Annotated in this window: 20 protein-coding genes and 1 pseudogene; 10 read left to right on the top strand and 11 right to left on the bottom strand. The window is 67.5% G+C overall.

Annotation, left to right across the window (positions count from 1 at the left end; all coding sequences use genetic code 11):
- Positions 1-267 precede the first annotated feature (267 nt).
- The gene (gene typA, locus AC5592_RS21105) at positions 268-2,169 is read right to left on the bottom strand and encodes a translational GTPase TypA (RefSeq protein ID WP_036504878.1); all 1,902 of its coding nucleotides are present in this window, start codon (positions 2,167-2,169) and stop codon (positions 268-270) included.
- Between the two features lie 163 nt (positions 2,170-2,332).
- Here typA and AC5592_RS21100 point away from each other — a divergent pair, with 163 nt between their 5' ends.
- Together AC5592_RS21100 and AC5592_RS21095 are read left to right on the top strand one after the other, a co-directional pair.
- Positions 2,333-2,509, top strand: a complete 177-nt coding sequence (locus AC5592_RS21100) for a hypothetical protein (RefSeq protein WP_086007288.1) — start codon at positions 2,333-2,335, stop codon at positions 2,507-2,509.
- Positions 2,510-2,538: 29 nt separating this feature from the next.
- Entirely contained in the window at positions 2,539-2,832 is a 294-nt protein-coding gene (locus AC5592_RS21095; protein WP_036504880.1) for a 4a-hydroxytetrahydrobiopterin dehydratase, read from the top strand.
- Positions 2,833-2,836: 4 nt separating this feature from the next.
- On the opposite strand, the pseudogene AC5592_RS21090 reads toward AC5592_RS21095, so the two are convergent.
- A pseudogene (locus AC5592_RS21090) lies at positions 2,837-4,138 on the bottom strand (mannosyltransferase); the annotation flags it as partial.
- A gap of 347 nt (positions 4,139-4,485) precedes the next feature.
- Here AC5592_RS21090 and AC5592_RS21085 point away from each other — a divergent pair.
- Together AC5592_RS21085 and AC5592_RS21080 are read left to right on the top strand one after the other, a co-directional pair.
- A complete protein-coding gene (locus AC5592_RS21085; protein WP_232329476.1) occupies positions 4,486-5,364 on the top strand; it encodes an Rv1157c family protein in 879 nt (292 codons plus the stop codon).
- 199 nt (positions 5,365-5,563) lie between these two features.
- On the top strand, positions 5,564-5,878 hold the full coding sequence (locus AC5592_RS21080; RefSeq protein WP_036504900.1) for a hypothetical protein: 315 nt from the start codon (positions 5,564-5,566) through the stop codon (positions 5,876-5,878).
- 12 nt (positions 5,879-5,890) lie between these two features.
- Here AC5592_RS21080 and AC5592_RS21075 read toward each other — a convergent pair whose 3' ends face one another.
- The 3 genes from AC5592_RS21075 to AC5592_RS21065 form a co-directional block, all read right to left on the bottom strand.
- The gene (locus AC5592_RS21075) at positions 5,891-6,622 is read right to left on the bottom strand and encodes a DUF1906 domain-containing protein (protein ID WP_063065210.1); all 732 of its coding nucleotides are present in this window, start codon (positions 6,620-6,622) and stop codon (positions 5,891-5,893) included.
- Between the two features lie 214 nt (positions 6,623-6,836).
- The gene (locus AC5592_RS21070; RefSeq protein ID WP_063065209.1) at positions 6,837-7,967 is read right to left on the bottom strand and encodes a hypothetical protein; all 1,131 of its coding nucleotides are present in this window, start codon (positions 7,965-7,967) and stop codon (positions 6,837-6,839) included.
- A gap of 77 nt (positions 7,968-8,044) precedes the next feature.
- Positions 8,045-8,653 (bottom strand): CHAP domain-containing protein, encoded by a 609-nt coding sequence (locus AC5592_RS21065; protein ID WP_051024946.1) that lies wholly within the window; start codon positions 8,651-8,653, stop codon positions 8,045-8,047.
- 166 nt (positions 8,654-8,819) lie between these two features.
- On the opposite strand from AC5592_RS21065, the gene AC5592_RS21060 reads away from it, so the two are divergent.
- From AC5592_RS21060 to AC5592_RS21045, 4 genes are read left to right on the top strand one after another with little or no spacing between them, the layout of a single operon-like run.
- On the top strand, positions 8,820-9,470 hold the full coding sequence (locus AC5592_RS21060) for an ABC transporter permease (RefSeq protein WP_084506966.1): 651 nt from the start codon (positions 8,820-8,822) through the stop codon (positions 9,468-9,470).
- Positions 9,463-10,653: an ABC transporter ATP-binding protein gene (locus tag AC5592_RS21055; RefSeq protein ID WP_063065207.1), complete on the top strand. Its 1,191-nt coding sequence runs from the start codon at positions 9,463-9,465 to the stop codon at positions 10,651-10,653. The genes AC5592_RS21060 and AC5592_RS21055 overlap by 8 nt, the downstream gene beginning before the upstream one ends.
- Entirely contained in the window at positions 10,650-11,405 is a 756-nt protein-coding gene (locus AC5592_RS21050) for an ABC transporter permease (RefSeq protein ID WP_063065206.1), read from the top strand. Before AC5592_RS21055 ends, AC5592_RS21050 begins: the two co-directional genes overlap by 4 nt.
- Positions 11,402-12,394: a glycine betaine ABC transporter substrate-binding protein gene (locus AC5592_RS21045; RefSeq protein ID WP_063065205.1), complete on the top strand. Its 993-nt coding sequence runs from the start codon at positions 11,402-11,404 to the stop codon at positions 12,392-12,394. The genes AC5592_RS21050 and AC5592_RS21045 overlap by 4 nt, the downstream gene beginning before the upstream one ends.
- 3 nt (positions 12,395-12,397) lie before the next feature.
- On the opposite strand, the gene AC5592_RS21040 is transcribed toward AC5592_RS21045, so the two are convergent.
- Both AC5592_RS21040 and AC5592_RS21035 read right to left on the bottom strand, forming a co-directional pair.
- Complete coding sequence (locus tag AC5592_RS21040) at positions 12,398-12,961, bottom strand: hypothetical protein (protein ID WP_232329475.1); 564 nt, start codon at positions 12,959-12,961, stop codon at positions 12,398-12,400.
- A 193-nt stretch (positions 12,962-13,154) separates the two neighbouring features.
- Positions 13,155-13,820, bottom strand: coding sequence for a GNAT family N-acetyltransferase (locus AC5592_RS21035; protein WP_063065204.1), 666 nt, complete (start codon positions 13,818-13,820; stop codon positions 13,155-13,157).
- Between the two features lie 329 nt (positions 13,821-14,149).
- On the opposite strand from AC5592_RS21035, the gene AC5592_RS21030 reads away from it, so the two are divergent.
- Positions 14,150-14,704: an HAD domain-containing protein gene (locus AC5592_RS21030; protein WP_063065203.1), complete on the top strand. Its 555-nt coding sequence runs from the start codon at positions 14,150-14,152 to the stop codon at positions 14,702-14,704.
- On the opposite strand, the gene hpnE is transcribed toward AC5592_RS21030, so the two are convergent.
- A complete protein-coding gene (gene hpnE, locus AC5592_RS21025; protein WP_036504974.1) occupies positions 14,701-16,059 on the bottom strand; it encodes a hydroxysqualene dehydroxylase HpnE in 1,359 nt (452 codons plus the stop codon). The genes AC5592_RS21030 and hpnE overlap by 4 nt on opposite strands.
- Before the next feature lie 214 nt (positions 16,060-16,273).
- On the opposite strand from hpnE, the gene AC5592_RS21020 reads away from it, so the two are divergent.
- Positions 16,274-16,558, top strand: a complete 285-nt coding sequence (locus tag AC5592_RS21020; RefSeq protein ID WP_036504909.1) for a YciI family protein — start codon at positions 16,274-16,276, stop codon at positions 16,556-16,558.
- Positions 16,559-16,582: 24 nt separating this feature from the next.
- Here the strand turns inward: AC5592_RS21020 and AC5592_RS21015 are convergent, their stop codons facing one another.
- The 3 genes from AC5592_RS21015 to AC5592_RS21005 all read right to left on the bottom strand — a co-directional run bounded on the left by AC5592_RS21015 (position 16,583) and on the right by AC5592_RS21005 (position 19,118).
- Positions 16,583-17,422, bottom strand: a complete 840-nt coding sequence (locus AC5592_RS21015) for a mycofactocin-coupled SDR family oxidoreductase (protein WP_036504911.1) — start codon at positions 17,420-17,422, stop codon at positions 16,583-16,585.
- 139 nt (positions 17,423-17,561) lie between these two features.
- Complete coding sequence (locus AC5592_RS21010; protein ID WP_063065202.1) at positions 17,562-18,260, bottom strand: NAD(P)-dependent oxidoreductase; 699 nt, start codon at positions 18,258-18,260, stop codon at positions 17,562-17,564.
- Between the two features lie 177 nt (positions 18,261-18,437).
- Complete coding sequence (locus AC5592_RS21005) at positions 18,438-19,118, bottom strand: GAP family protein (protein ID WP_063065201.1); 681 nt, start codon at positions 19,116-19,118, stop codon at positions 18,438-18,440.
- Positions 19,119-19,157: the final 39 nt, after the last annotated feature.

The following is a 19,157-nucleotide window of genomic DNA, read 5'->3' as shown; positions in this document are numbered from 1 at the left end:
TCGCTTCGGCGGGGTTTCGGCCCCTTGGGCCTCGATTTTTCCCTCCTCCGCTCCTCCGCTTCGCTCCCCCGCTCCGTCAGTCCACAATCGAGGCGGGCCGAGACCCACCATGGTGTACGGCTCGTAGATGTATGCCTGGTCGGTCTACTGGTGATCGCGGGCCTGCGCATTTCACAGAGGTGCGCATCTCGGAAGAGCTCCCCCGCGGAACGACAGAGGCTCACGTCTTCCGGACGTGAGCCTCCGAGTTTCTCAGCGGTGTGTGCCCTACGCGTTCTGGGCGGCGCGGTCGCGGGCCTTGCGGCGGGACGCCTCGCGGCCGCGCTCGGTGGCACCGAGAATCACCTTGCGCACGCGCACGATCTCGGGGGTCACCTCGACGCACTCGTCGGCGGCACAGAACTCCATCGCGCCTTCGAGATCCAGCTGCAGCGGCTTGGCCAGCGTTTCGAGCACGTCGCCGGTGGCCGAACGCATATTGGTCAGCTTCTTCTCGCGGGTGACGTTGATGTCGAGGTCCTCGGCGCGCGGATTGATGCCCACCACGTGGCCCTCGTAGGTGTCGGCGCCCGGCTCCACGAAGAACTGGCCCCGGTCGGCGAGCTGAATCATCGCGAACGGGGTCACCGTGCCGGCACGGTCGGACACCAGCGAACCGGTGTGGCGGGCGCGAATCTCACCGGCCCAGGGCGCGTAACCGTCGAAGACCGCGTTGGCGATACCCGTGCCGCGCGTCTCGGTGAGGAAGTCGGTGCGGAAACCGATCAGACCGCGCGAGGGGACGATGAACTCCATGCGCACCCACCCGGCGGAGTGGTTGCTCATCTGAACCATCTTGCCCTTGCGGGCGGCCAGCAGCTGCGTCACCGCACCCAGGTACTCGTCCGGGCAGTCGATGGTCAGCTCTTCGAACGGCTCGTGCACCTTGCCGTCGACCTGCTTGGTGACCACCTGCGGCTTGCCGACGGTCAGCTCGAAACCTTCGCGTCGCATCTGCTCGACCAGGATCGCCAGCGCCAGCTCACCACGGCCCTGAACCTCCCAGGCATCCGGGCGGCCGATGTCGAGCACCCGCAGCGACACGTTGCCGACCAGTTCCTGATCCAGGCGCGACTTCACCATGCGGGCGGTCAGCTTGTGGCCCTGCACCCGGCCGACCAGCGGCGAGGTGTTGGTGCCGATCGTCACCGAGATGGCCGGCTCGTCGACGGTGATCCGCGGCAGCGCCACCGGGTTGTCCACATCGGCGAGCGTGTCGCCGATCATGATCTCCGGAATGCCGGCGACGGCGACGATATCGCCGGCCACGGCCTCCTCACCCGGCTTGCGCTCGACGCCGATCGTCTGCAGCAGCTCGGTGATCTTCACGGTCTTGACGCCGTCGCCGTGCATCCACGCGACGTTCTGGCCCTTGTGCAGGGTGCCGTTGTGAATGCGGACCAAGCCGATCCGGCCGAGGAACGGGGAGGCGTCCAGGTTGGTGACGTGCGCCTGCAGCGGCGCGGACGGGTCACCCTTCGGCGCGGGCACGTACTTCAGCAGCACCTCGAAGAGCTCGTCGAGGTTCTCCGCGTCGGGCGCGCTGCCGTTCTCGGGACGCTGGGTGGACGCCTTGCCCTCGCGGCCGGAGGCGTAGAGCACCGGCAGGTCCAGCGCCAGCTCGGCCGCCTCGGACGCTTCGTCGTCGAGGTCGGAGGCCAGATCCAGCAGCAGGTCGTGGCTCTCCTCGACGACCTCCTCGATCCGGGCGTCGGGGCGGTCGGTCTTGTTCACGACCAGGATCACCGGCAGCGACGCGGCCAGCGCCTTGCGCAGCACGAACCGGGTCTGCGGCAGCGGGCCCTCGGAGGCGTCGACCAGCAGCACGACACCGTCGACCATGGACAGACCGCGCTCGACCTCACCACCGAAATCGGCGTGGCCGGGGGTGTCGATGACGTTGATCACAGTGACGCTGCCGTCGCCGTGATGACGATGCACCGCGGTGTTCTTGGCGAGAATGGTGATGCCCTTCTCGCGCTCCAGATCACCGGAGTCCATCACCCGATCGACCGGCTCGGCACGCTCGGCGAAGGCACCGGACTGCCGCAACATGGCATCGACCAGCGTCGTCTTGCCGTGGTCGACATGAGCCACAATGGCGACATTGCGGAACTCGACAGACGACACGTTGAATCCTCCTGCTGAATGAATGGGTTGCGGCCGACCCGCGCCGTAGCGGGTCCGAACAAGGCAGGCGCCTGAAGGCTCACCGGACATGCGGCCAGGTACACAGTACCGAAACACGCCTCGGCCGCCGTTTCCGGCATCATGGTTGGTTACCCTGGGCCGCATGGGCAAGGTGAAGGCCAAGGAGGTCGCACACCTCAAAGCGAAGAAGAAGTGCTGCCGTAAGAAGAAGCGCTGTCTGAAATGCCCTGTCGTGGTCTCGAAAATGAAGAAGTGTCAGGCCGCGGGGGTCAAGGGCAAAGATCTCAAAAAGGCTCTCAAACTCGCGCGTGCGGCCTGAGCCGCGACCGCTGGGGTAGAACCGAGAGTATGAGTACCCCATTGCTCTCCGACAGCGAGATCGCCACTGGGTTGCGCGAACTACCCGCCTGGACCCACACCGGCAGCAGCATCTCCCGAACCGTCGAGGCTCCGTCGTTCCTGGCCGGCATCGAACTGGTGCGACGTGTGGCCGACTCCGCCGAAAAGGTCAACCACCACCCCGACATCGATATCCGGTGGCGGCGAGTCACCTTCACCCTCTCCACCCATTCCGAGGGCGGCATCACCCGCAAGGACCTCGCGCTGGCCGGCCAGATCGACCGTCTCGCCGACCAGAGCTGAACGGCTAACCCGCCCGCACCGAACCAGCCGTGACCGCGGGCACCGATACCGGCGTGCCCGGCCGGCCGCGCTGCGCGCCCGCCCAGACGATCCACAGGTAGGTCGCCACCACGCCGAAGACGTAGATCGCCCCCAGCCAGGCGAGAACGGCAGGGCGGGAGATCTCCCAGATCGTCGGCTGGAAGAAGGTCAGGATCCACGGAATGCCGGCCAGCGTGGTCGCCAGCCAGAACCCGGCCACCACCCGCGCCCCCGCGATCGAACGCAGCGGACCGTGCACCAGCCACATCATCAGCGGCAGCAGCCACACCCAGTGGTGTGACCACGAGATCGGCGACACCATCAAACCGAACAGCTGCACCACCAGTAGCACGCCGAGCCGGTCGTCGAAAGCGACCGCGCGCCAAGCGAACCAGGCCAGTACGGCGGTCAGCAGCACCGCGCCCAACCACCACGGCCCGAACGGGACGCGATGCCCCGCCAGATACCAGGGCGCCCCCGCGTCGTGGCCGAGAATGCGGCTCAACGCCCCGCGCAGCGACTGGTTGACCACCGAACCCACGGGGCCGATGCGATTCGCGTCACCGATCAGCGGCCCGAAATAGGTACGGGTCTCCGACGACGAAATCAGAAAACTCAGTCCGATCGTCGCCGCGAACACCACCGCCGACCACACCGCGGCCGCCCACCGCCGCTGCGCCAGGAAATACAGGCCGGTCACCCCCGGGGTCAGTTTGACCCCCGCCCCCACACCCACCAGCAGCCCCGACAGCCACCAACGCGTGGAATACGCCGCCGCCAGCCCCGCCAGCAGCAGGAATACATTCACCTGCCCGTAATCGAGCGTCGTCCGCGTCGGCTCCAACCACAGGCCCAGCGCGGTCCACAGCATCGCCGGCGCCCGCCGATTCGGCTCCGCCACCGCACCGGGCAACAGCGCGAAGGCAATCCGCACGGAGGCGTAGAGCGCGACCACGATCAACCCGAACCACAGCAGCGTCACCAGCCCGAACGGCAGGAAATGCAGCGGATAGAACACCACCGCGGCAAACGGCGGATAGGTGAACGGCAGTGGGAAATCGGGAGTCTTGTCGGCATAGACGAAGTCGTAGAGATGCCCACTGCCCAAATTGGCCGCACCCTCGACGTATACGCGCAGATCGACCACATCGAGGCCGTGCGGGAGCACGAACATCAGCACCAGACGGGCCACGACCGAAACGGCCAGAACAGCCCCGGCCACGCGGATGTCGGCCAAACGGAGGTGTCGGGTCACGGGCTGTAATTCTGCCTTCGCTTCGCTCCGGCGGGGTTTCGGCCCCCCTGGGCCTCGATTTTTCCCTCTCCGCTCAGTCCAAAATCGAGGCGGGCCGAAACCGACCGTACGCCCCGCCCGTGTACGCGTCCTCTTTGCCGACTCGCCTTAGGTAACAAGGGCATCACTGTTCACTTGCGTAACACTGCATTGGGATTATGGTCTGATAACGCGCCGGGGCGGGTGATCGGAATTGCCGAGCGGTGCAGGCAAGATCACACCCATGGCTGTACAACACGGCGGCACTGTCTTTAGAGTGTCGCGAAGCGATGCCCCCATCGCGCGATGTTCTCGCATCGCATGACGAGGTAACCCCGAGGTTAAGGACGGCAACACCAGTGCTTCGCACCAGAGGAACGCGGTTCGCATTGTCCGTGCTGGCCCTGACAGCCGGCGCGACACTCGCCGCGTCGACGATCGCGGTTGCCGAACCGGCACCCAAGCCCCAGGCCGCCGATGTTCCGCTGGTCCCGGAGGGCGTTCCGGTCGATGCGATCGCGTCGCTGGCTCCGGCCATCGTCGGCGCCGCCGCCCAGGCGGGCAACATCGCCTCGCCGGGCGCTCAGACCATCCTCGATCAGGCGATCCAGCTGCTCGATAGGGCCGGTCTGCCGCCGCAGGTCAAGCAGACGCTGGAGGCCATCGTCGCCTTCCTCGACGGCAGCGGTGGCGGCGGCCCGGACATCCCGAAGAACGGTCCGGCCATCGCGCAGTTCCTGTATCCGACCATCGGTAAGAACTGCATCGGCCCCGGTTCCGACTCCGTCGGCACCGCGCTCGCTGTTCCGGGGCCGGCCGAACTGCCCCCGCCCGGACCGGCTGCCGGCCAGGCCGGCTTCGTCTTCACCGCGCTGGGCACCAAAGGCCTGACGCCGCAGCAGAATCCGCCGATGACCGTCCAGTGGTACAACCTGGACAACCACCGCGGCGGCACCGTGGCGCTGACCGACGAGGCGCATATCAATCCGGACGGTCCGGCCACCCTGTCGGCCATCGTGGACACCGGCCCGGGTCGCGTGATCTCCGTGGTCGCGGGTTCCCTGACCACCCAGCCGGCTGCCGATCAGGCGCCGATCACCTGCTCGTTCCTGCCCACGCTGGGTCTGTTCACCGTCGCCTCGGGCCCCTCCCAGGCCGCGGCTCCGGTGAATCCGGCCGGCACCGTGCCCGCCGCACACGTGGTGCAGCAGCCCGACGCGGTACGCCCGCAGCACTGAATTTCAGGCTCTCGACGGCCCGGAGATGTCGCTGAGACGACACTCCGGGCCGTTTGCTGTCAATGCGCCATGGGATGCCGCGGACTGTGGTAGACCGCTAGATATGTCGACTGTCGATCAGCTCGAACGGTCTGCACCCACCACCTCGGACACCGGCGCGGCGCCCCGCGTCCGGCGCGGTAAAGCCGGGCATTCGGTGATGTCGCGACGGTCCTACCGATCGGTGTTGTCCACCCGATCGCATCGCTCGATCCTGTCGTTCCGGTCCGAACGGTCGATCCTCTCGATCGGCTCTGCCTACTCCGTCCTCTCGATCGGCAGCGTCGGATCGGTGCTGTCGGTCGGTTCCGTCGGCTCGTTCTTCAGCCTCGGCTCGGCGTTCTCGGGCCTGTCGCGTTGGTCGCTGCTGTCGTGGATGGGCGTGCGCGACGCACCCGAGGCGCGGCCGACGCTCACGGTCGTCGCGGACGAACCCGATCTCGTCGCCGACCCCACCTGCCACTGCCAGACGTAGGTAACTGCGGAGTCACCACTGCCCGTACCGAGCGGTGAGGATGTTGTTCACATCCACCCCCACGCCGTCGACCGTGCGATCGTCGATTTCGATCTGGTGCAGGTTCGCCGCCGGATGCACGAAGCCCTTCGGCGTGCCCCAATTGTGTTGCCAGTACCAGGAACCGAGGCCGGCGACCTTGGCCAGTTCGATGGTCGGCGCATTGGCGTAGACGCCGACGTTCTCGTTGCCGAGCACCGATTCCCAGCCCGCGAGGTAGGGCGCGATGAGGGTCGCGAAATCGACCGGCGTCGGATTGTCGTCGATGGAGGCGTAGATCGGCACCCCGTCCGGCCCACCCGCCTCGCGGTGCAGTTGCAGACCGCGGTCGGCGTGGCGTTTGCCGGCCTCGAGCCCGCCCTTCCAATCCGCGGTGGCGCCCTTGCCGAATTGGTAGCACGACACGACGGTGAGCCCCGCCGCGTGCAGCGCGTCGACCTCGCTCGCGCGCAACGGCTTTCCGGTCATCCACTCCGCGCCCGGGCGCCGGTCGGAGACATAGCGAATCGCACCGGCATGCCCGGCGGCGCGGATGGCCGCCGCGTCGGGCACGCCACCGGCATAGTCGAGCAGGGTGCCGAGGACGTTGCCGGCGGCGGCGGGCGGCGCGAGAACAGCGGGTGTGAGCGCGGCCAGACCGGCGGCGGTCGCGGCGGCACCGGCATATCCGAAGAGGGTGCGGCGGGTCATCGGAACGGAACGCATCGAAAACTCCTTCGCGCTGCAGCGATATAGAGATCTCACCAGATGCCGGCCACCCCGCGGACCGGTGGAATGCAAGCGTGTCCGGCGCGCCTTCCCCGACGACAACAGTGCTGTCATCCACGCGCCGGAAGCCTCGAACGTGGACTCATTTCACCACATGCACATATGAACCGCTAGGCCAATCCGGTCACATCAACACCACAAGTAACAGGTGTCAGGAGGTGGCCGCATCGATGCGGCCGGCGACGTCGATGGTGCGACCCCGGGGGTCGGCCAGTTCGGCGCGAATGACCTGCGCGACCTGCGCGGCGATCTGGCGGCGGATCTTGCCGACCGAGCCCAGCACCTTCGCCCGCCATCCTTCGGCCTGCAGTTCGACGGCGACGTCGGCGCTGTGCGGCGGCGTCACATCTATCACGATGAGCAGCGGTTCGGCGGCCCGCCCGACCAGCAGCAACCCGACCTCCACATCCGCGCGATAGCGATTCGCCTTGAGCACGTCGACGGTGATGTCGAGCCCGACCGGAATGGTCAGATCGAACGACACCGGATCGTCGCCCTCCCGCCGAGTCAGCCGGGGCATCCGCACGGCCCCCCGCACCTCGACCGTCGCCGCGTCACCGGGCCCGGTACGCAGCGGGCCCACCTCGACCGCGCGGCCGGCCAGCCCCTCCACCACGTCGCGCACCCGATCCGGGGTGACGATCAGCGGGAAGAAACGTCGCCCGAACTCCGCGTATTCGATCCATTCGAAGTCCGTACGCAGCACATGCTCCGAACGGGTGCCGTTCATGATCGCCTCGATATCGAACACCCGCCCGCGCCGGGCCGCCGGATCGGCGAGCATGGCGTTGAGCCGGCTCGCGACCTCACGCTGGACCAGGGTCGCGATCGGATCGAGCAGGACGTCGACGGCGGCGCCGACCGCCTCCGCCCGGACGGCGAAACTCACATCGCGCGCACGCACCCGCGGAATGTCGATGACGATCAGCAGCGGAGCGGCGGTCCGCGCGTGCAGGGTGAGGTCGATCTCGACGGTGGCCTCGATCCGGAACTGCTGCCCGCCGAGGGTGACCGTGAGGTGCATCGACACCGGCACCCGGACCTCGAAGGTGACGTGCGGTTCACTGCGGGCGATGACCGGCTTGCCGACCTTGCCCTCCGCCACCAGCCCGGCCAGTCCCGCGGGGCCGATCGAGAACGGCCCGATACTCATTCCCCTTCCCGCCATCCCGGACACCGCGGCCTCGATCCGGTCCCGATTGACCGCGTGGACGACGAAACGCTCGCCGAACTCGGCGTAGTCCAGCCATTCGGCCTCGTCGTGCGCGCCCGGCTCTGCCATCTGCTCCCACTCCTCCACCGATCACCTACACACAGATCCCCACCGATCGAGATCGCACGCCACTGGACGAAAACGTTTCACATATGGCCGAACCCGACGATACCGGCAATTCCCGCCGGGTCGTAACGGTGAATGCGCACCGAGCCACGCTCGTTACCGCCGATCGTGGTCATGGTGTGATCACCGGCGGCCAGCACGATATTCGTGTGCTGCCCGAACGGACTGCCGGGGGCATAGATCACGACGTCGCCCGGGCGCGGCGAATATCCGGAACCCACCGCCGAAAACCGGCCGTTCGCTTCGAAATACTCCTGCAGGGTCGCCACACCGGGAATCCGCCACGATCCGGAATTCGGATTGGACAGCGGCTGCCCGGCCTGACGCATGGTCCAGCTGACGAAATCGGCACACCATGGCTCATCCACGCCCTGTGCGTATTTGGGCCCGTCCCCAGGATGCGAGTATTCCGTGCGCAGCACCGTGACGATGCTGCTCCGATTCGAATCCAGCGCGGTCACATCGACATCCGGGAAATCGTCCAGCCGCTGCCCCACGATGGCGGCCGTGCGATCGTGCCACCAGGGCAGAGCCACCACGACACCCGCTGCCAGCACGCCGATCACCACCAGCGCCGACAGCACTGTCCAGCGCGTGCGCCCGAACCCCCGGGCCTGCGTGGTGCTCATGAATCCCTCCGTCCCCGACCGGAAATCGGCCTCCTGAGATGTAGGACGTGCGAGGGACCGCCATGGTTCCGCCGATGCGCACTCGCCGGTTCCGCTCGTTGCCTGCGCCCGCGCCGCGAGATCGATAGACTGCTCGAACGCCGCCGAGCTCTGGGAGGACATCGCCCTGGATACTCTGTGGACCTTTCTGGTGGACCATCGCAGACAACTGCTCACCGATTCCTATCTGCACGTCTCGGCCGTCGCGCAGTCCGTGCTGATCGCGACCGCGGTGGCGGTGTGCCTGGGCATTGTCGTGTATCGCAGCCCGTGGGGTTCGGCGGCGGCCACCGCGGCGGCGAGCATCATCCTCACCGTGCCGTCGTTCGCGCTGCTGGGACTGCTCATCCCCGTGCTGGGCCTCGGCGTGCGGCCGACGGTCACCGCGCTGGTGCTGTACGCGCTGCTGCCGATTCTGCGCAACACCATCCTCGGGCTGGCATCGGTCGATCCGGCCGTCTCGGATGCCGCGCGCGGGGTCGGCATGAACCGCGCCCGCATCCTGGCCCGGATCGAAATGCCGCTGGCCTGGCCGTCGATTCTGGCCGGAATGCGGATCAGTACCCAGATGAGTATGGGCATTCTGGCGATGGCGGCCTATGCGAAGGGTCCGGGGCTGGGCAATCTGATCTTCACCGGCCTGGCCCGGCTGGGCAGTCCGACCGCCGTCCCGCAGGCGCTGTCCGGCACGGTGCTGATCATCGTGCTGGCGTTGCTGCTCGATGCCGTTCTCGTGGGCGTCGGCCGGCTCACCACCCCGAGGGGAATCCGTGACTGATACCGCGACCGCCGACCGCACCGACCACGAGCCCGCGGAGATCGTGCTCGACGCGGTGACCAAACACTATCCGGGCCAACGTGATCCGGCGGTGGACCGGATTTCGCTGACGATTCCGGCGGGTGAGATCGTGGTGTTCGTCGGCCCCTCGGGCTGCGGTAAGACGACCACGATGCGGATGATCAACCGCCTGATCGAGCCGACCTCGGGCACCATCACCATCGCCGGACGTGACGTGACCGCGGTGAACCCGGACCGGCTGCGGCGGCAGATCGGTTATTCGATTCAGCAGGCGGGCCTGTTTCCGCATATGACGGTGGCCCGCAACATCGCCACGGTGCCGGGTCTGCTCGGCTGGGACCGCGCCCGGGTGCGCGCCCGCGTCGACGAGATGCTGAATCTCGTGGGCCTCGACCCCGAGACCTTCCGCGGCCGGTATCCGCGCCAGCTCTCCGGCGGGCAGCAGCAGCGGGTCGGTGTCGCCCGCGCGCTGGCAGCCGATCCGCCGGTGCTGCTGATGGACGAGCCGTTCGGCGCGGTCGACCCCATCACCCGCGGGCTGCTGCAGGACGAACTGCTGCGGCTGCAGACCGAACTGCACAAGACGATCGTGTTCGTCACCCACGATTTCAACGAGGCCGTCAAGCTCGGGGACCGAATCGCGGTGCTCGGCAACAGTTCCCGCGTCCTCCAGTACGACACCCCCGCCGCGATCCTCGCCGGCCCCGCCGACGAGACGGTAGCCGGATTCGTCGGCGCCGACGCCGCCCTCAAACAGCTGACGCTGGTACGGGTCGCCGATGTGGAACTGGGCAGCTGCGCCACCGCCGCGCAGGACGATCCGGTCGACACACTGCGCGCGGCGCTGGCCTCGCAGGACTGGAAATGGGGTCTGGTCCTGGACTCCGACCGCCGGCCACTGCGGTGGGTATCCGAACATCAACTGGCGCAGGCACAGTCGTTACACGACGCCGGCGTCCCGGTGACCGGCACGGTGACGGCGGATTCGACGCTGCAGGCGGCGCTCGAGACACTGCTCGCCGAAAGTACCGCCAACGCCGTCGTGACCGGGCCACGGGGCGAATACACCGGGCTGGTCGCGATCGACACCCTGGTCGCACACCTGTCCCGCACCCGCGCCGAACATCGTTCGGCCACAGCCGATTCGGGTGACCGGCCATGAGCCCGGCCGGCCGATACGAGCGGCGCGCCGACCGGATCCGGTTGTTCATCCAGCCGGTGCTGGCCGTGGCCCTGGCGGCCGGCGTACTGGTGTGGGCCTTCGACCGCACCCTCACCGCGACGCAGCGGGCCAGTATCAATCCCACCACCATCGGCACCGTGGTCCGCCAGCACGTGGCGATCACCGCGACCGTGGTGCTGATCGTCGTCGCGGTCTCGGTTCCGTTGGGCACCTTGCTGACTCGGCCGCGCTACCGGCGTCTCACTCCGCTGTTCGTCGGTGTCGCCAATATCGGTGCGGCGGCACCGGCGATCGGTCTGATCGTGCTCACCTATCTGTGGACCGAGAAGACCGGCTTCTGGGTGGGGGTCGCTCCGATCGCGTTCTATGCGCTACTCCCCGTGCTGCGCAATACGATTCTGGGATATCAGCAGGTCGATCCCGCTCTCGTCGATGCCGGCCGAGGGCAGGGCATGTCGGCGATGACGGTGCTGCGCCGCATCGAATTCCCGCTCGCGGTGCCCTATATCCTGGCCGGCCTGCGCACCTCCCTGGTGCTGGCGGTCGGCACGGCCACGCTGTCGTTCCTGGTCAGCGCCGGCGGTCTGGGGATTCTGATCGACACCGGCTACAAACTGCGCGACAACGTAACCCTCTGGGTGGGAGCAATTCTCGCGGTCGCACTCGCCCTGCTCGTCGACTGGCTGGGCGCGCTGGCCGAGCAATTTCTCGGACCGCGGGGGCTGCGATGACGCGGCGGCCGGGCGGCGCGGCGCGACGTGCGGCCACCGCGGCGGCGACCCTGCTGGTCGCCGTGGTCGCCGCCTGCGGTCTCGAAGCCGGCGGCGCCGTTCCGCTGCCGGTCGGGCCGGGCAGTATCGAGCCGATTCCCGCGCTCGACGGCGTGCAGATCACCGTGGGCTCCAAGGATTTCACCGAACAGAACATCCTCGGCTATCTCATCGAATTCGCGCTCACCGCCGCCGGGGCTCAGGTCCGTGATCTCACCAATATCACCGGATCGAACAGCCTGCGCGATGCGCAACTGCACGGACAGGTCGATATCGCGTACGACTACACCGGAACCGGATGGATCAACTATCTGGGTAACGAGACACCGATTCCCGACTCCACGCGGCAATTCGAGGCGGTGCGCGATGCGGATCTCGCACAACACGGCACGGTCTGGGCCGATCCGGCGCCGATGAACAACACCTACACGATGGTGACCAATGCGGCCGCCGCCGCACGCACCGGCACCACGACGATTTCCGACTATGCCCGTCTGGTGAACACCGACCCGAGTACGGGTCCGACCTGCCTCGGTACCGAATTCAGCGTCCGCCAGGACGGATTTCCGGGCCTGGCTCGCAAATACGGTATCGACCTCGGCAAGGTGCACAAGCAGATCATGCAGGATTCGCTGGTGTATTCGGCCACCGCGAACGGCACCTGTCAATTCGGCGATGTCACCGCGACCGACGGCCGCACCAAGGCGCTGAATCTGGTGCAGCTCACCGACGATCTGAACTTCTTCCCCAAATACAATGCGGCACTGGTGATGCGGAAATCCTTCGCCGACGCGCATCCACAGGTGGCGCAGGTCATGGCGCCGATCTCCGCACTGCTCACCAACGAGACGATCACCGAGTTGAACCGGAAGGTCGACGTCGACGGCGCCGAGCCGGCGACCGTCGCGCGCGATTGGCTGATCCGGCAGGGGTTCGTGACCGCCGGCTGAGGATCAGGCGAGCGCCGTCCGCACCGCGAGCCAGCGACCGCCCGGGTCGGCATAACCGTGATACATCAGCGGAATCCGTTGGTCCACACCGAAATAGCGGAAGACGGCCAGCATCGCCTGCCGCACCGAGTAGTCGGCGAAGTCGTCGATGCGGCGCGGGCCGATCGCATGTTCGGGCAGCACGGCCAGCCGCGCCATCTCCTCCGGATCACAGACGTCGAGGCCCATCGGCCCGTCGGCGATGTAGTGATCGTGGAAGATGTGACGCAGCTCCGACGCATCGGCATGCCGAGAGACGCAGGGCAGCAACCGAATTGCCGCGCCCGGCAGGGTCGGTGCTTCCAGTGCGGCGGTCAGCTCGGGATCCGGCGCCGGCGCATCCCGAACCGGCACCTGTTCGAGCAGATGCAGCATGGACGCGCCCCGGACCCGCGGCTCGGGCACCAGGAACAGACTCACCATCGGTCCGGTATGGGCGGCATCGGTCAGGCATACCCGCGTATGTGATCGATCGGGCGAACGCGGCGCGGCGGGCGTGGACGGGGGCGTGGTGATCGGGTCGGACATGCGGTCTCCTGGAGGGGAGGGCGATCGACCCTCCTGCGAACGCGCTGGTACGAGGTCCGAAGCTGCGCCGGCCGCCGAGTTACCCGACTCGGACCGATCTCCTCGACGTCCGACCGTTGTGCCATGAATTATAGGAGCCGGGGACACGACGCGACATCCGGAATCCGCTATCCGGTTGCTTCGGGGGGTGCGATCACGCGTTCAGCAGCCGCGGGAGTCCGCCCAGCTCCGTGTCGATGCGGCGGCGCACCGCCGGCCATTCCTCGTCCAGGATGGAATAGAACGCGGTGCTGCGCACGGTACCGTCCAAGCCGCGCGAATGTGCCCGGCGGACGCCGTCGCTGGTCGCGCCCAGACGCTCGATCGCCGTGCGCGAGCGGACGTTTCGCACATCGACGCGCAGCGCGATCCGGCGGACCCGCCACACGTCGAAGGCGTGCTCGAGCAGCAACAGTTTCGACTCCAGATTGATACCGGCGCCGCGCGCTCGTGGGCAGAGCCAGGTATTGCCGATTTCGGCGGCGTCGGGCACCGCGAGCAGCGGATCTCCGGTCGGCATACCGTGCACGACCGGCCACACCATGGGCCCCTGCCAATAGTCGAAACGGCAGAAGCGCGTCGAGCCCAGTACCCCGTTGTCGGCCGTGGCGACGACCGCGAAGGCCAGTGCCGAACCGACCGCGTGCGCCGCCGCGGCCTGGGCGACATAGTCCGCGGCCTCGGCTCGGCCGTGCGGTACGGGGGTGAACGCGAACGCATCGCGATCCGCGGCGCCCGCCTCGGCGAGCCCCGGAACATGGTGCGGTGCCAAAGGTTCCAGCCGCACGTGGCGGCCGGTCAGGATGACGGGTGCAGGCACGTTCCCTCGATCTTTCGGGACGGACTCCGGTAACGCCCAACGATCGTCACACCGGCCTACAACGCTCCGGATCGACGACCAGTCCTGGCGCGCCGGCAGCAGCATCGGACAGTGAGATGAACGATAACCGAACGTGTGCCGTCGTCAATGCAGGTGTGGCTTAAATTTTACGGGATTGCTCGCGTGTCGCTCGGCGCGTCGCAGGGCGGTTTTCGGCGTCCTTTTCGGTGCGTTCGCCCCGGTTATCGGGTCGACACGAAACCGTTGCCGGAGTGCCGGACTCCTCCGGATGTGCCGTCGTAGCCTGGTAAGAGCGAACGGGGGGCGTCATGACCGAAACATCACGCGCGGCGATCCTGCTCGACGTCGACGGCCCCCTCAATCCCTACCCCCGGCCCACGCACCCGCCCCCGCACGGGTATCTGCCTTATGTGTTGCAGCACAGCATCATTCCCGCGATACCGCCCATCGACCAGCAGGTGCTACTCGATGCCGCGGTCGGGTCGCGACTGCGGGAACTGGCCGAAATCACCGATGCCGAACTCGTGTGGGCGACCGCGTGGGAGTACGAGGCCAATACGGTCCTCGGTCCCGTCCTCGGATTGCCGCCGCTGGAGGTGATCATCTTCGAGGACACCGGAATTCGGCATCGCGAGGGCCACCACGGAAAGCTTCCGACCATCGACCGCTGGGCCGGACGCCGGCCGCTGTGCTGGTTCGACGACGAATTCCAGCCCGCCGACCAGGGCTGGGCCGAACGCCGTACCGACACCGTCGCACCCACCCTGCTCGTCCCGGTCGACCGCCACACCGGTTTGACCCCCGACCACCTCGAGGTCGCCAGGGCGTTCCTGGAGCCGCTTCGCGGGCCGCGAACTCGCTAGAGCGGCGGCAGTCGCAGCAGCGCCGCCACTGCCTTCGAGGCGCTCTGAACAGCGCTTTCCATCGTGGCAGACCAGTCGGTGCGGGTCCAGTCCCCCGCCAGCATCAGGGTCGGCACCGAGGTGCGCTGATCGGGCCGCAGCCCGTCGGTGCCCAGGGCCTGGGAGAAGGTCGCCTTCGGCATCTTGACCACATGACCGTGCACCACCCGCGCATCGGCCGCATCGGGGTAGTAGCGGCGCAGCAGCGCCATCTGCTCGTCGAGGATGTCGTCGCTGCTCTTGTGGATCTGCTCGTAGGCGCCGCTGGTGGTCAGGCAGTACAGCCAGGTGCCGTCCGGTTCGCGGCCGTGCATGCGCTGGCGGTCGAACACCTCGTCGATCACCCCGGTCCCGCCGATGATCGCCTCCATCGCACTGCGGGTGCCGAGCGGGCGGTCCAGATACAGATTGGTGCTGACGATCGGGGTGGCGCCCAATTTGTCTGCGGCGGCGTAGATCTCGGCGTGTTCGGGTAGCTCGTCGAGCAGGCCGTGGATCCGGGAATTGGGTACGGCGCAGATCACGGCATCGGCCGGGACCGTGCTGCCGTCCACCAGATCGACACCGGTCACCGCCCCGTCCTCGATCCGGATTCGGTCCGCCACCGCGCGATAGCGAACCTCGACGCCGTGGCGGCCGAACACCTCCTCCGCACCGGTGATGTAGAGCGTATCGAGGTCGACGGTCGGATAGCCGATGGTGACCGCGCGCCGATCCCGCACACCCAGCCGGATGCCGGTGGCCAGCACATCGGCGAAGACCTTCGCGCATTCACGCTGCACCGGTTCGGCGGCGATGCCCAGCGCGAGCCAATCCCACAGCGCCTCACGGGCTTTCGCGGGCATACCGATGCGCTCGAACCACTGTTCGGTGGTGATGTCGGCCAGATCCGCGGGCTGGAACAGACATTGCAGCCCCAGCCGCATCGTCGCCCGCGCGGCGGCCAGTCGCTCCACCAGCCCGGCGTCCGGATGGGCGCCCAGCAGTGTGCCGAACGCCCGGATGCCTCTGGTGTGCAACGCCGTTGCGCGTCCGCCCGGCCAGCGCAGCGTGCCTCCGGTGGGGAATTCCACGTATTTCTCGGTGCCGACGCTCGCGAGGTACCGGAAGAGGTGGTGGTATCCGCTGGCGATCACATGCTGGCCGTTGTCGGGAGTATCGCCGACCTCGGCGACCGTCATCGCCTGGGTGCGACCACCGAGCCGGGCCCGGCGTTCCAGCAGTGTCACCCGCTTCCCGGCCTCGGCCAGCCAGACGGCCGCGGCGAGCCCGGCCAGACCACCACCGATCACCACGAACCGACGAGCGTCGTTCATTCGAACCTCCGTGCGCGACAGCGGGTTTCGACCCGCGGCGACCTCGATCCGAAGGCCGAGCCGCACCGAGCCGGTTCCGATCACTGTAGGCAGGTCACCACCCACGGTCAACGGTGAGTGAAAATGCGTCGCATTCTCTCACCTCCGGTGGGGGCTCCGCCGAACATCGACGCGGGAGAATGGTCGCCTCAACTCGACAAGATCCGGAGTCGCAATGCAATTCATGGTTCTCTCCCGTCGCCGCACCGAGACGTTCACCGATGCGGACTTCGAGGAGGTACTCCCGGCCGAAACCGACCATGTTCGCAAGCTCTACCTCGACGGCGTCGTCCGCCAGATCTGGCTGCGCGGCGATATCGCCGGCGCCTGCTTCACCATCGAGGCGGCCGATGCCGAACAGGCGAACGCCATCGTCGCGCGACTGCCGATGGCCGCGGCCGGAGTCTCCGAATTCACCGTGATCCCACTGAGCCCCTACCGCGGTTTCGGCGGGGCCTAGCGGAGTTCATGGCGGATCGGACGCCTACTTGAGCATGCTGCCCGCGTCGACGGTCACCGGCAGGCCGGTGATGTAGCGCGATTCGTCCGAGGCCAGGAACAGCACGGCGTTGCTGATATCCACCGGCTCGACCCAGCCGACCGGCAGCACGTGCATGAACTTCGCCACCGGTTCGAAATCCTCGACGCCCGGATTCTCCAGATCCGGGCGGAACATCTTCATCGTGCCCTCGTTCATGAACATCGGGGTGTTGACGTTGGTCGGGTGGACGGAATTGACCCGGATCGAATTCGCGCCCAGTTCGACCGCGAAGGTCCGCATCAGGCCGACCACGCCGTGCTTGGCGGCGACGTAATGCCCGGTGTTCGGATATGCCTTGAGTCCGCCGACCGAACTGGTCAGAATGATCGAGCCACCGTTGCCACCGGAAATCAGATGCGGCACACCGGCTTTCACGGTCTTCCAGACGCCCTCCAGGTTGATGCCGATCATCGTGTTCCAGTCCTGCTCGCTGGTTTCGGCCAGGGTCGCACCCCCGTTGCCGATCCCGGCGTTCGCCACGATGATGTCGAGCCGGCCCAGCTGCTCGACCCCGTTGTCCACGGCAGCCTTCAACGCGTCGAAATCGCGGACGTCTACCTCGGCGGTCACGATGCGGCGCCCGAGGCCCTTGACCAGCTCCACCGTCTCCGCCAGATCCGCCGGGGTCGAGGACGGAATCAGATCGGTGCCGCTCACCGGTTTGCAGACGTCGACGGCGATGATGTCGGCGCCCTCCTCCGCGAGTCGCACCGCATGACTTCGCCCTTGGCCGCGTGCCGCACCAGTGATGAAGGCGACCTTGCCCTCTACCCGCCCAGCCATAACGCACCTCGTTCATTGCCACTCGAGCACACCGATGCCCGATGTCGGATTGCCGACCACCCGCGCCGAGCGATCGCTCACTTGCTAATGAGATTCTCCAACATCGAGAATGAAATTTCCATACCTGGCCCGGGTGCGTTCAGTGGCCGGCGCTCGCCTGCTGCCGGATCCACCGCAGCAGGGTGGGATTGCCGGAATCGGTGGTGATCACCCCGGCCGCGGCGCGGACGAAGCGCCCCTCGGTGACGGCGGCCAGCATGCTCGCGGCCAGATCGCTGCGGGCGGTGAATATCCCGTCGGCATGCCCCTCGACCATCGTGTAATCGGTGACGTCGGGGCGGTCGTAGAGGCCACTCGGGCGCACCACGGTCCAGTCCCGATCACTGTCGCGCAGCAGCGATTCCATCCGCCGCATATCGTCGTACAGCGTTTTGCCCGCCACCCGCGTCACATACGGCACCAGCAGCCGGTTGAAGAGGAAGCCACCCTCGCTGTAGGGGCGCGGATCGACCCCGGCCGAACTCACCACCACGACCCGGCCCACGCCGTGGCGCCGCATCGCCGTCACGATGTTCGACACACCGTCGGAATAGGTGGTGATCGGCTCCTTGCTCGGCGGCACACCGAGCGCGGACAGCACCGCGTCCCGCCCCTTCACCGCGGTGTCGACCGCCCCCGGATCGAGGACATCGGCGCCGATCACCTCGAGCCGATCATGGCGCAGCGGGAATTCGCCCGGCCGCCGCGTCACCGCCGCGACCTGATGCCCGGCGGCCAGAGCCTGAGCGGTGAGCTGGCGACCGGTGGGACCGTTGGCCCCGAAGATGGTGATACGCATGGTCTTTCCTTCGGACAGAGGAGACGGACCGGCGGCGAGCTGAGCCGCCGCAGTCGCCGAACCCTCGTTGCGTGGACGCACACAAGACGCCCGCCGGGCCCGTCGCATGACAACCCGCGGCGGTGATCTACATCACCGGCGGTCGTCACCGCCCGGGATGCAGGACTGAATCGCGTGCTATCCGGAGGTCAGGGCTTCGATCGCCCGGCCGATCAGCATCGTTCCCACGAGGAACAGCAGCACCATCATCACGGTTCGGTCGTTGGCGACCAACCAGGTCTTGGTGGCGGCGAGGGGCTGGTCGAGCCGATCGCCCGCGACCAGGTAGGCGGCGACCGGCGCGATGCAGGTGGCCAGCGCGATCACGAGGAAGATCGCACCGGCGCCCAGCGCTCTGGGCGCCGAAAACCGCGCCTCCGCGATGTCGAGCCCACCCATGACGGCGGGCACGAGCGTGCTGACATCGATGATCACGAACGCCACGCCGAGTCCGAAGGCGCCCACCGGAGTCACGCGGTCGACTCGGTCCCACAGCTTCCGCGGCTTCTCCACGCCACGTGTGCGCTGGTACCCGAACCACACCGCGACACCGAGCAGCCCGATCCCGCCGCAGAGCCGGATGATCGAGGTCGCGGTCGAGGCGTGATGGGGATGCAGATGCTCGGCGGTGGACGCGCCGATCAGCAGCGCCACCGCGGCGACGAGCACCGCGAATCCGCAGATCCGCCCGAGCAGATATCCGCTGCTCTTCGCTCGCGCCTGCCCCGACACCAGCATCAGCACCGCGACGATCAGCGGCAGCGGACTTACCGCGATCGCGGCGGCCAATGGCAGGGTCCTGCCGATCACGATGCCCATCCGCCGTTCCTTCCGCCCGCCCGAGCGAATATTTGCCAA

Origin of the sequence: Nocardia violaceofusca NBRC 14427, assembly GCF_963869435.1 — a bacterium.
GTDB lineage: Bacteria > Actinomycetota > Actinomycetes > Mycobacteriales > Mycobacteriaceae > Nocardia > Nocardia aobensis.
The sequence above is the reverse complement of the archived record's forward strand: the minus strand, read 5'-3'. Positions and strand labels throughout refer to the sequence as shown.

Bases quoted from the DNA above. Each gene is read 5' to 3' on its own strand.
- AC5592_RS21075 (WP_063065210.1), bottom strand. From the start codon at position 6,622: ATGCGTTCCGTTCCGATGACCCGCCGCACCCTCTTCGGATATGCCGGT.
- AC5592_RS21095 (WP_036504880.1), top strand. From the start codon at position 2,539: ATGAGTACCCCATTGCTCTCCGACAGCGAGATCGCCACTGGGTTGCGC.
- hpnE (WP_036504974.1), bottom strand. From the start codon at position 16,059: ATGAACGACGCTCGTCGGTTCGTGGTGATCGGTGGTGGTCTGGCCGGG.
- AC5592_RS21045 (WP_063065205.1), top strand. From the start codon at position 11,402: ATGACGCGGCGGCCGGGCGGCGCGGCGCGACGTGCGGCCACCGCGGCG.
- AC5592_RS21015 (WP_036504911.1), bottom strand. From the start codon at position 17,422: ATGGCTGGGCGGGTAGAGGGCAAGGTCGCCTTCATCACTGGTGCGGCA.
- AC5592_RS21030 (WP_063065203.1), top strand. From the start codon at position 14,150: ATGACCGAAACATCACGCGCGGCGATCCTGCTCGACGTCGACGGCCCC.
- AC5592_RS21065 (WP_051024946.1), bottom strand. From the start codon at position 8,653: ATGAGCACCACGCAGGCCCGGGGGTTCGGGCGCACGCGCTGGACAGTG.
- AC5592_RS21040 (WP_232329475.1), bottom strand. From the start codon at position 12,961: ATGTCCGACCCGATCACCACGCCCCCGTCCACGCCCGCCGCGCCGCGT.
- AC5592_RS21005 (WP_063065201.1), bottom strand. From the start codon at position 19,118: ATGGGCATCGTGATCGGCAGGACCCTGCCATTGGCCGCCGCGATCGCG.
- AC5592_RS21080 (WP_036504900.1), top strand. From the start codon at position 5,564: ATGTCGCGACGGTCCTACCGATCGGTGTTGTCCACCCGATCGCATCGC.
- AC5592_RS21070 (WP_063065209.1), bottom strand. From the start codon at position 7,967: ATGGCAGAGCCGGGCGCGCACGACGAGGCCGAATGGCTGGACTACGCC.
- AC5592_RS21010 (WP_063065202.1), bottom strand. From the start codon at position 18,260: ATGCGTATCACCATCTTCGGGGCCAACGGTCCCACCGGTCGCCAGCTC.
- AC5592_RS21020 (WP_036504909.1), top strand. From the start codon at position 16,274: ATGCAATTCATGGTTCTCTCCCGTCGCCGCACCGAGACGTTCACCGAT.
- AC5592_RS21100 (WP_086007288.1), top strand. From the start codon at position 2,333: ATGGGCAAGGTGAAGGCCAAGGAGGTCGCACACCTCAAAGCGAAGAAG.
- AC5592_RS21050 (WP_063065206.1), top strand. From the start codon at position 10,650: ATGAGCCCGGCCGGCCGATACGAGCGGCGCGCCGACCGGATCCGGTTG.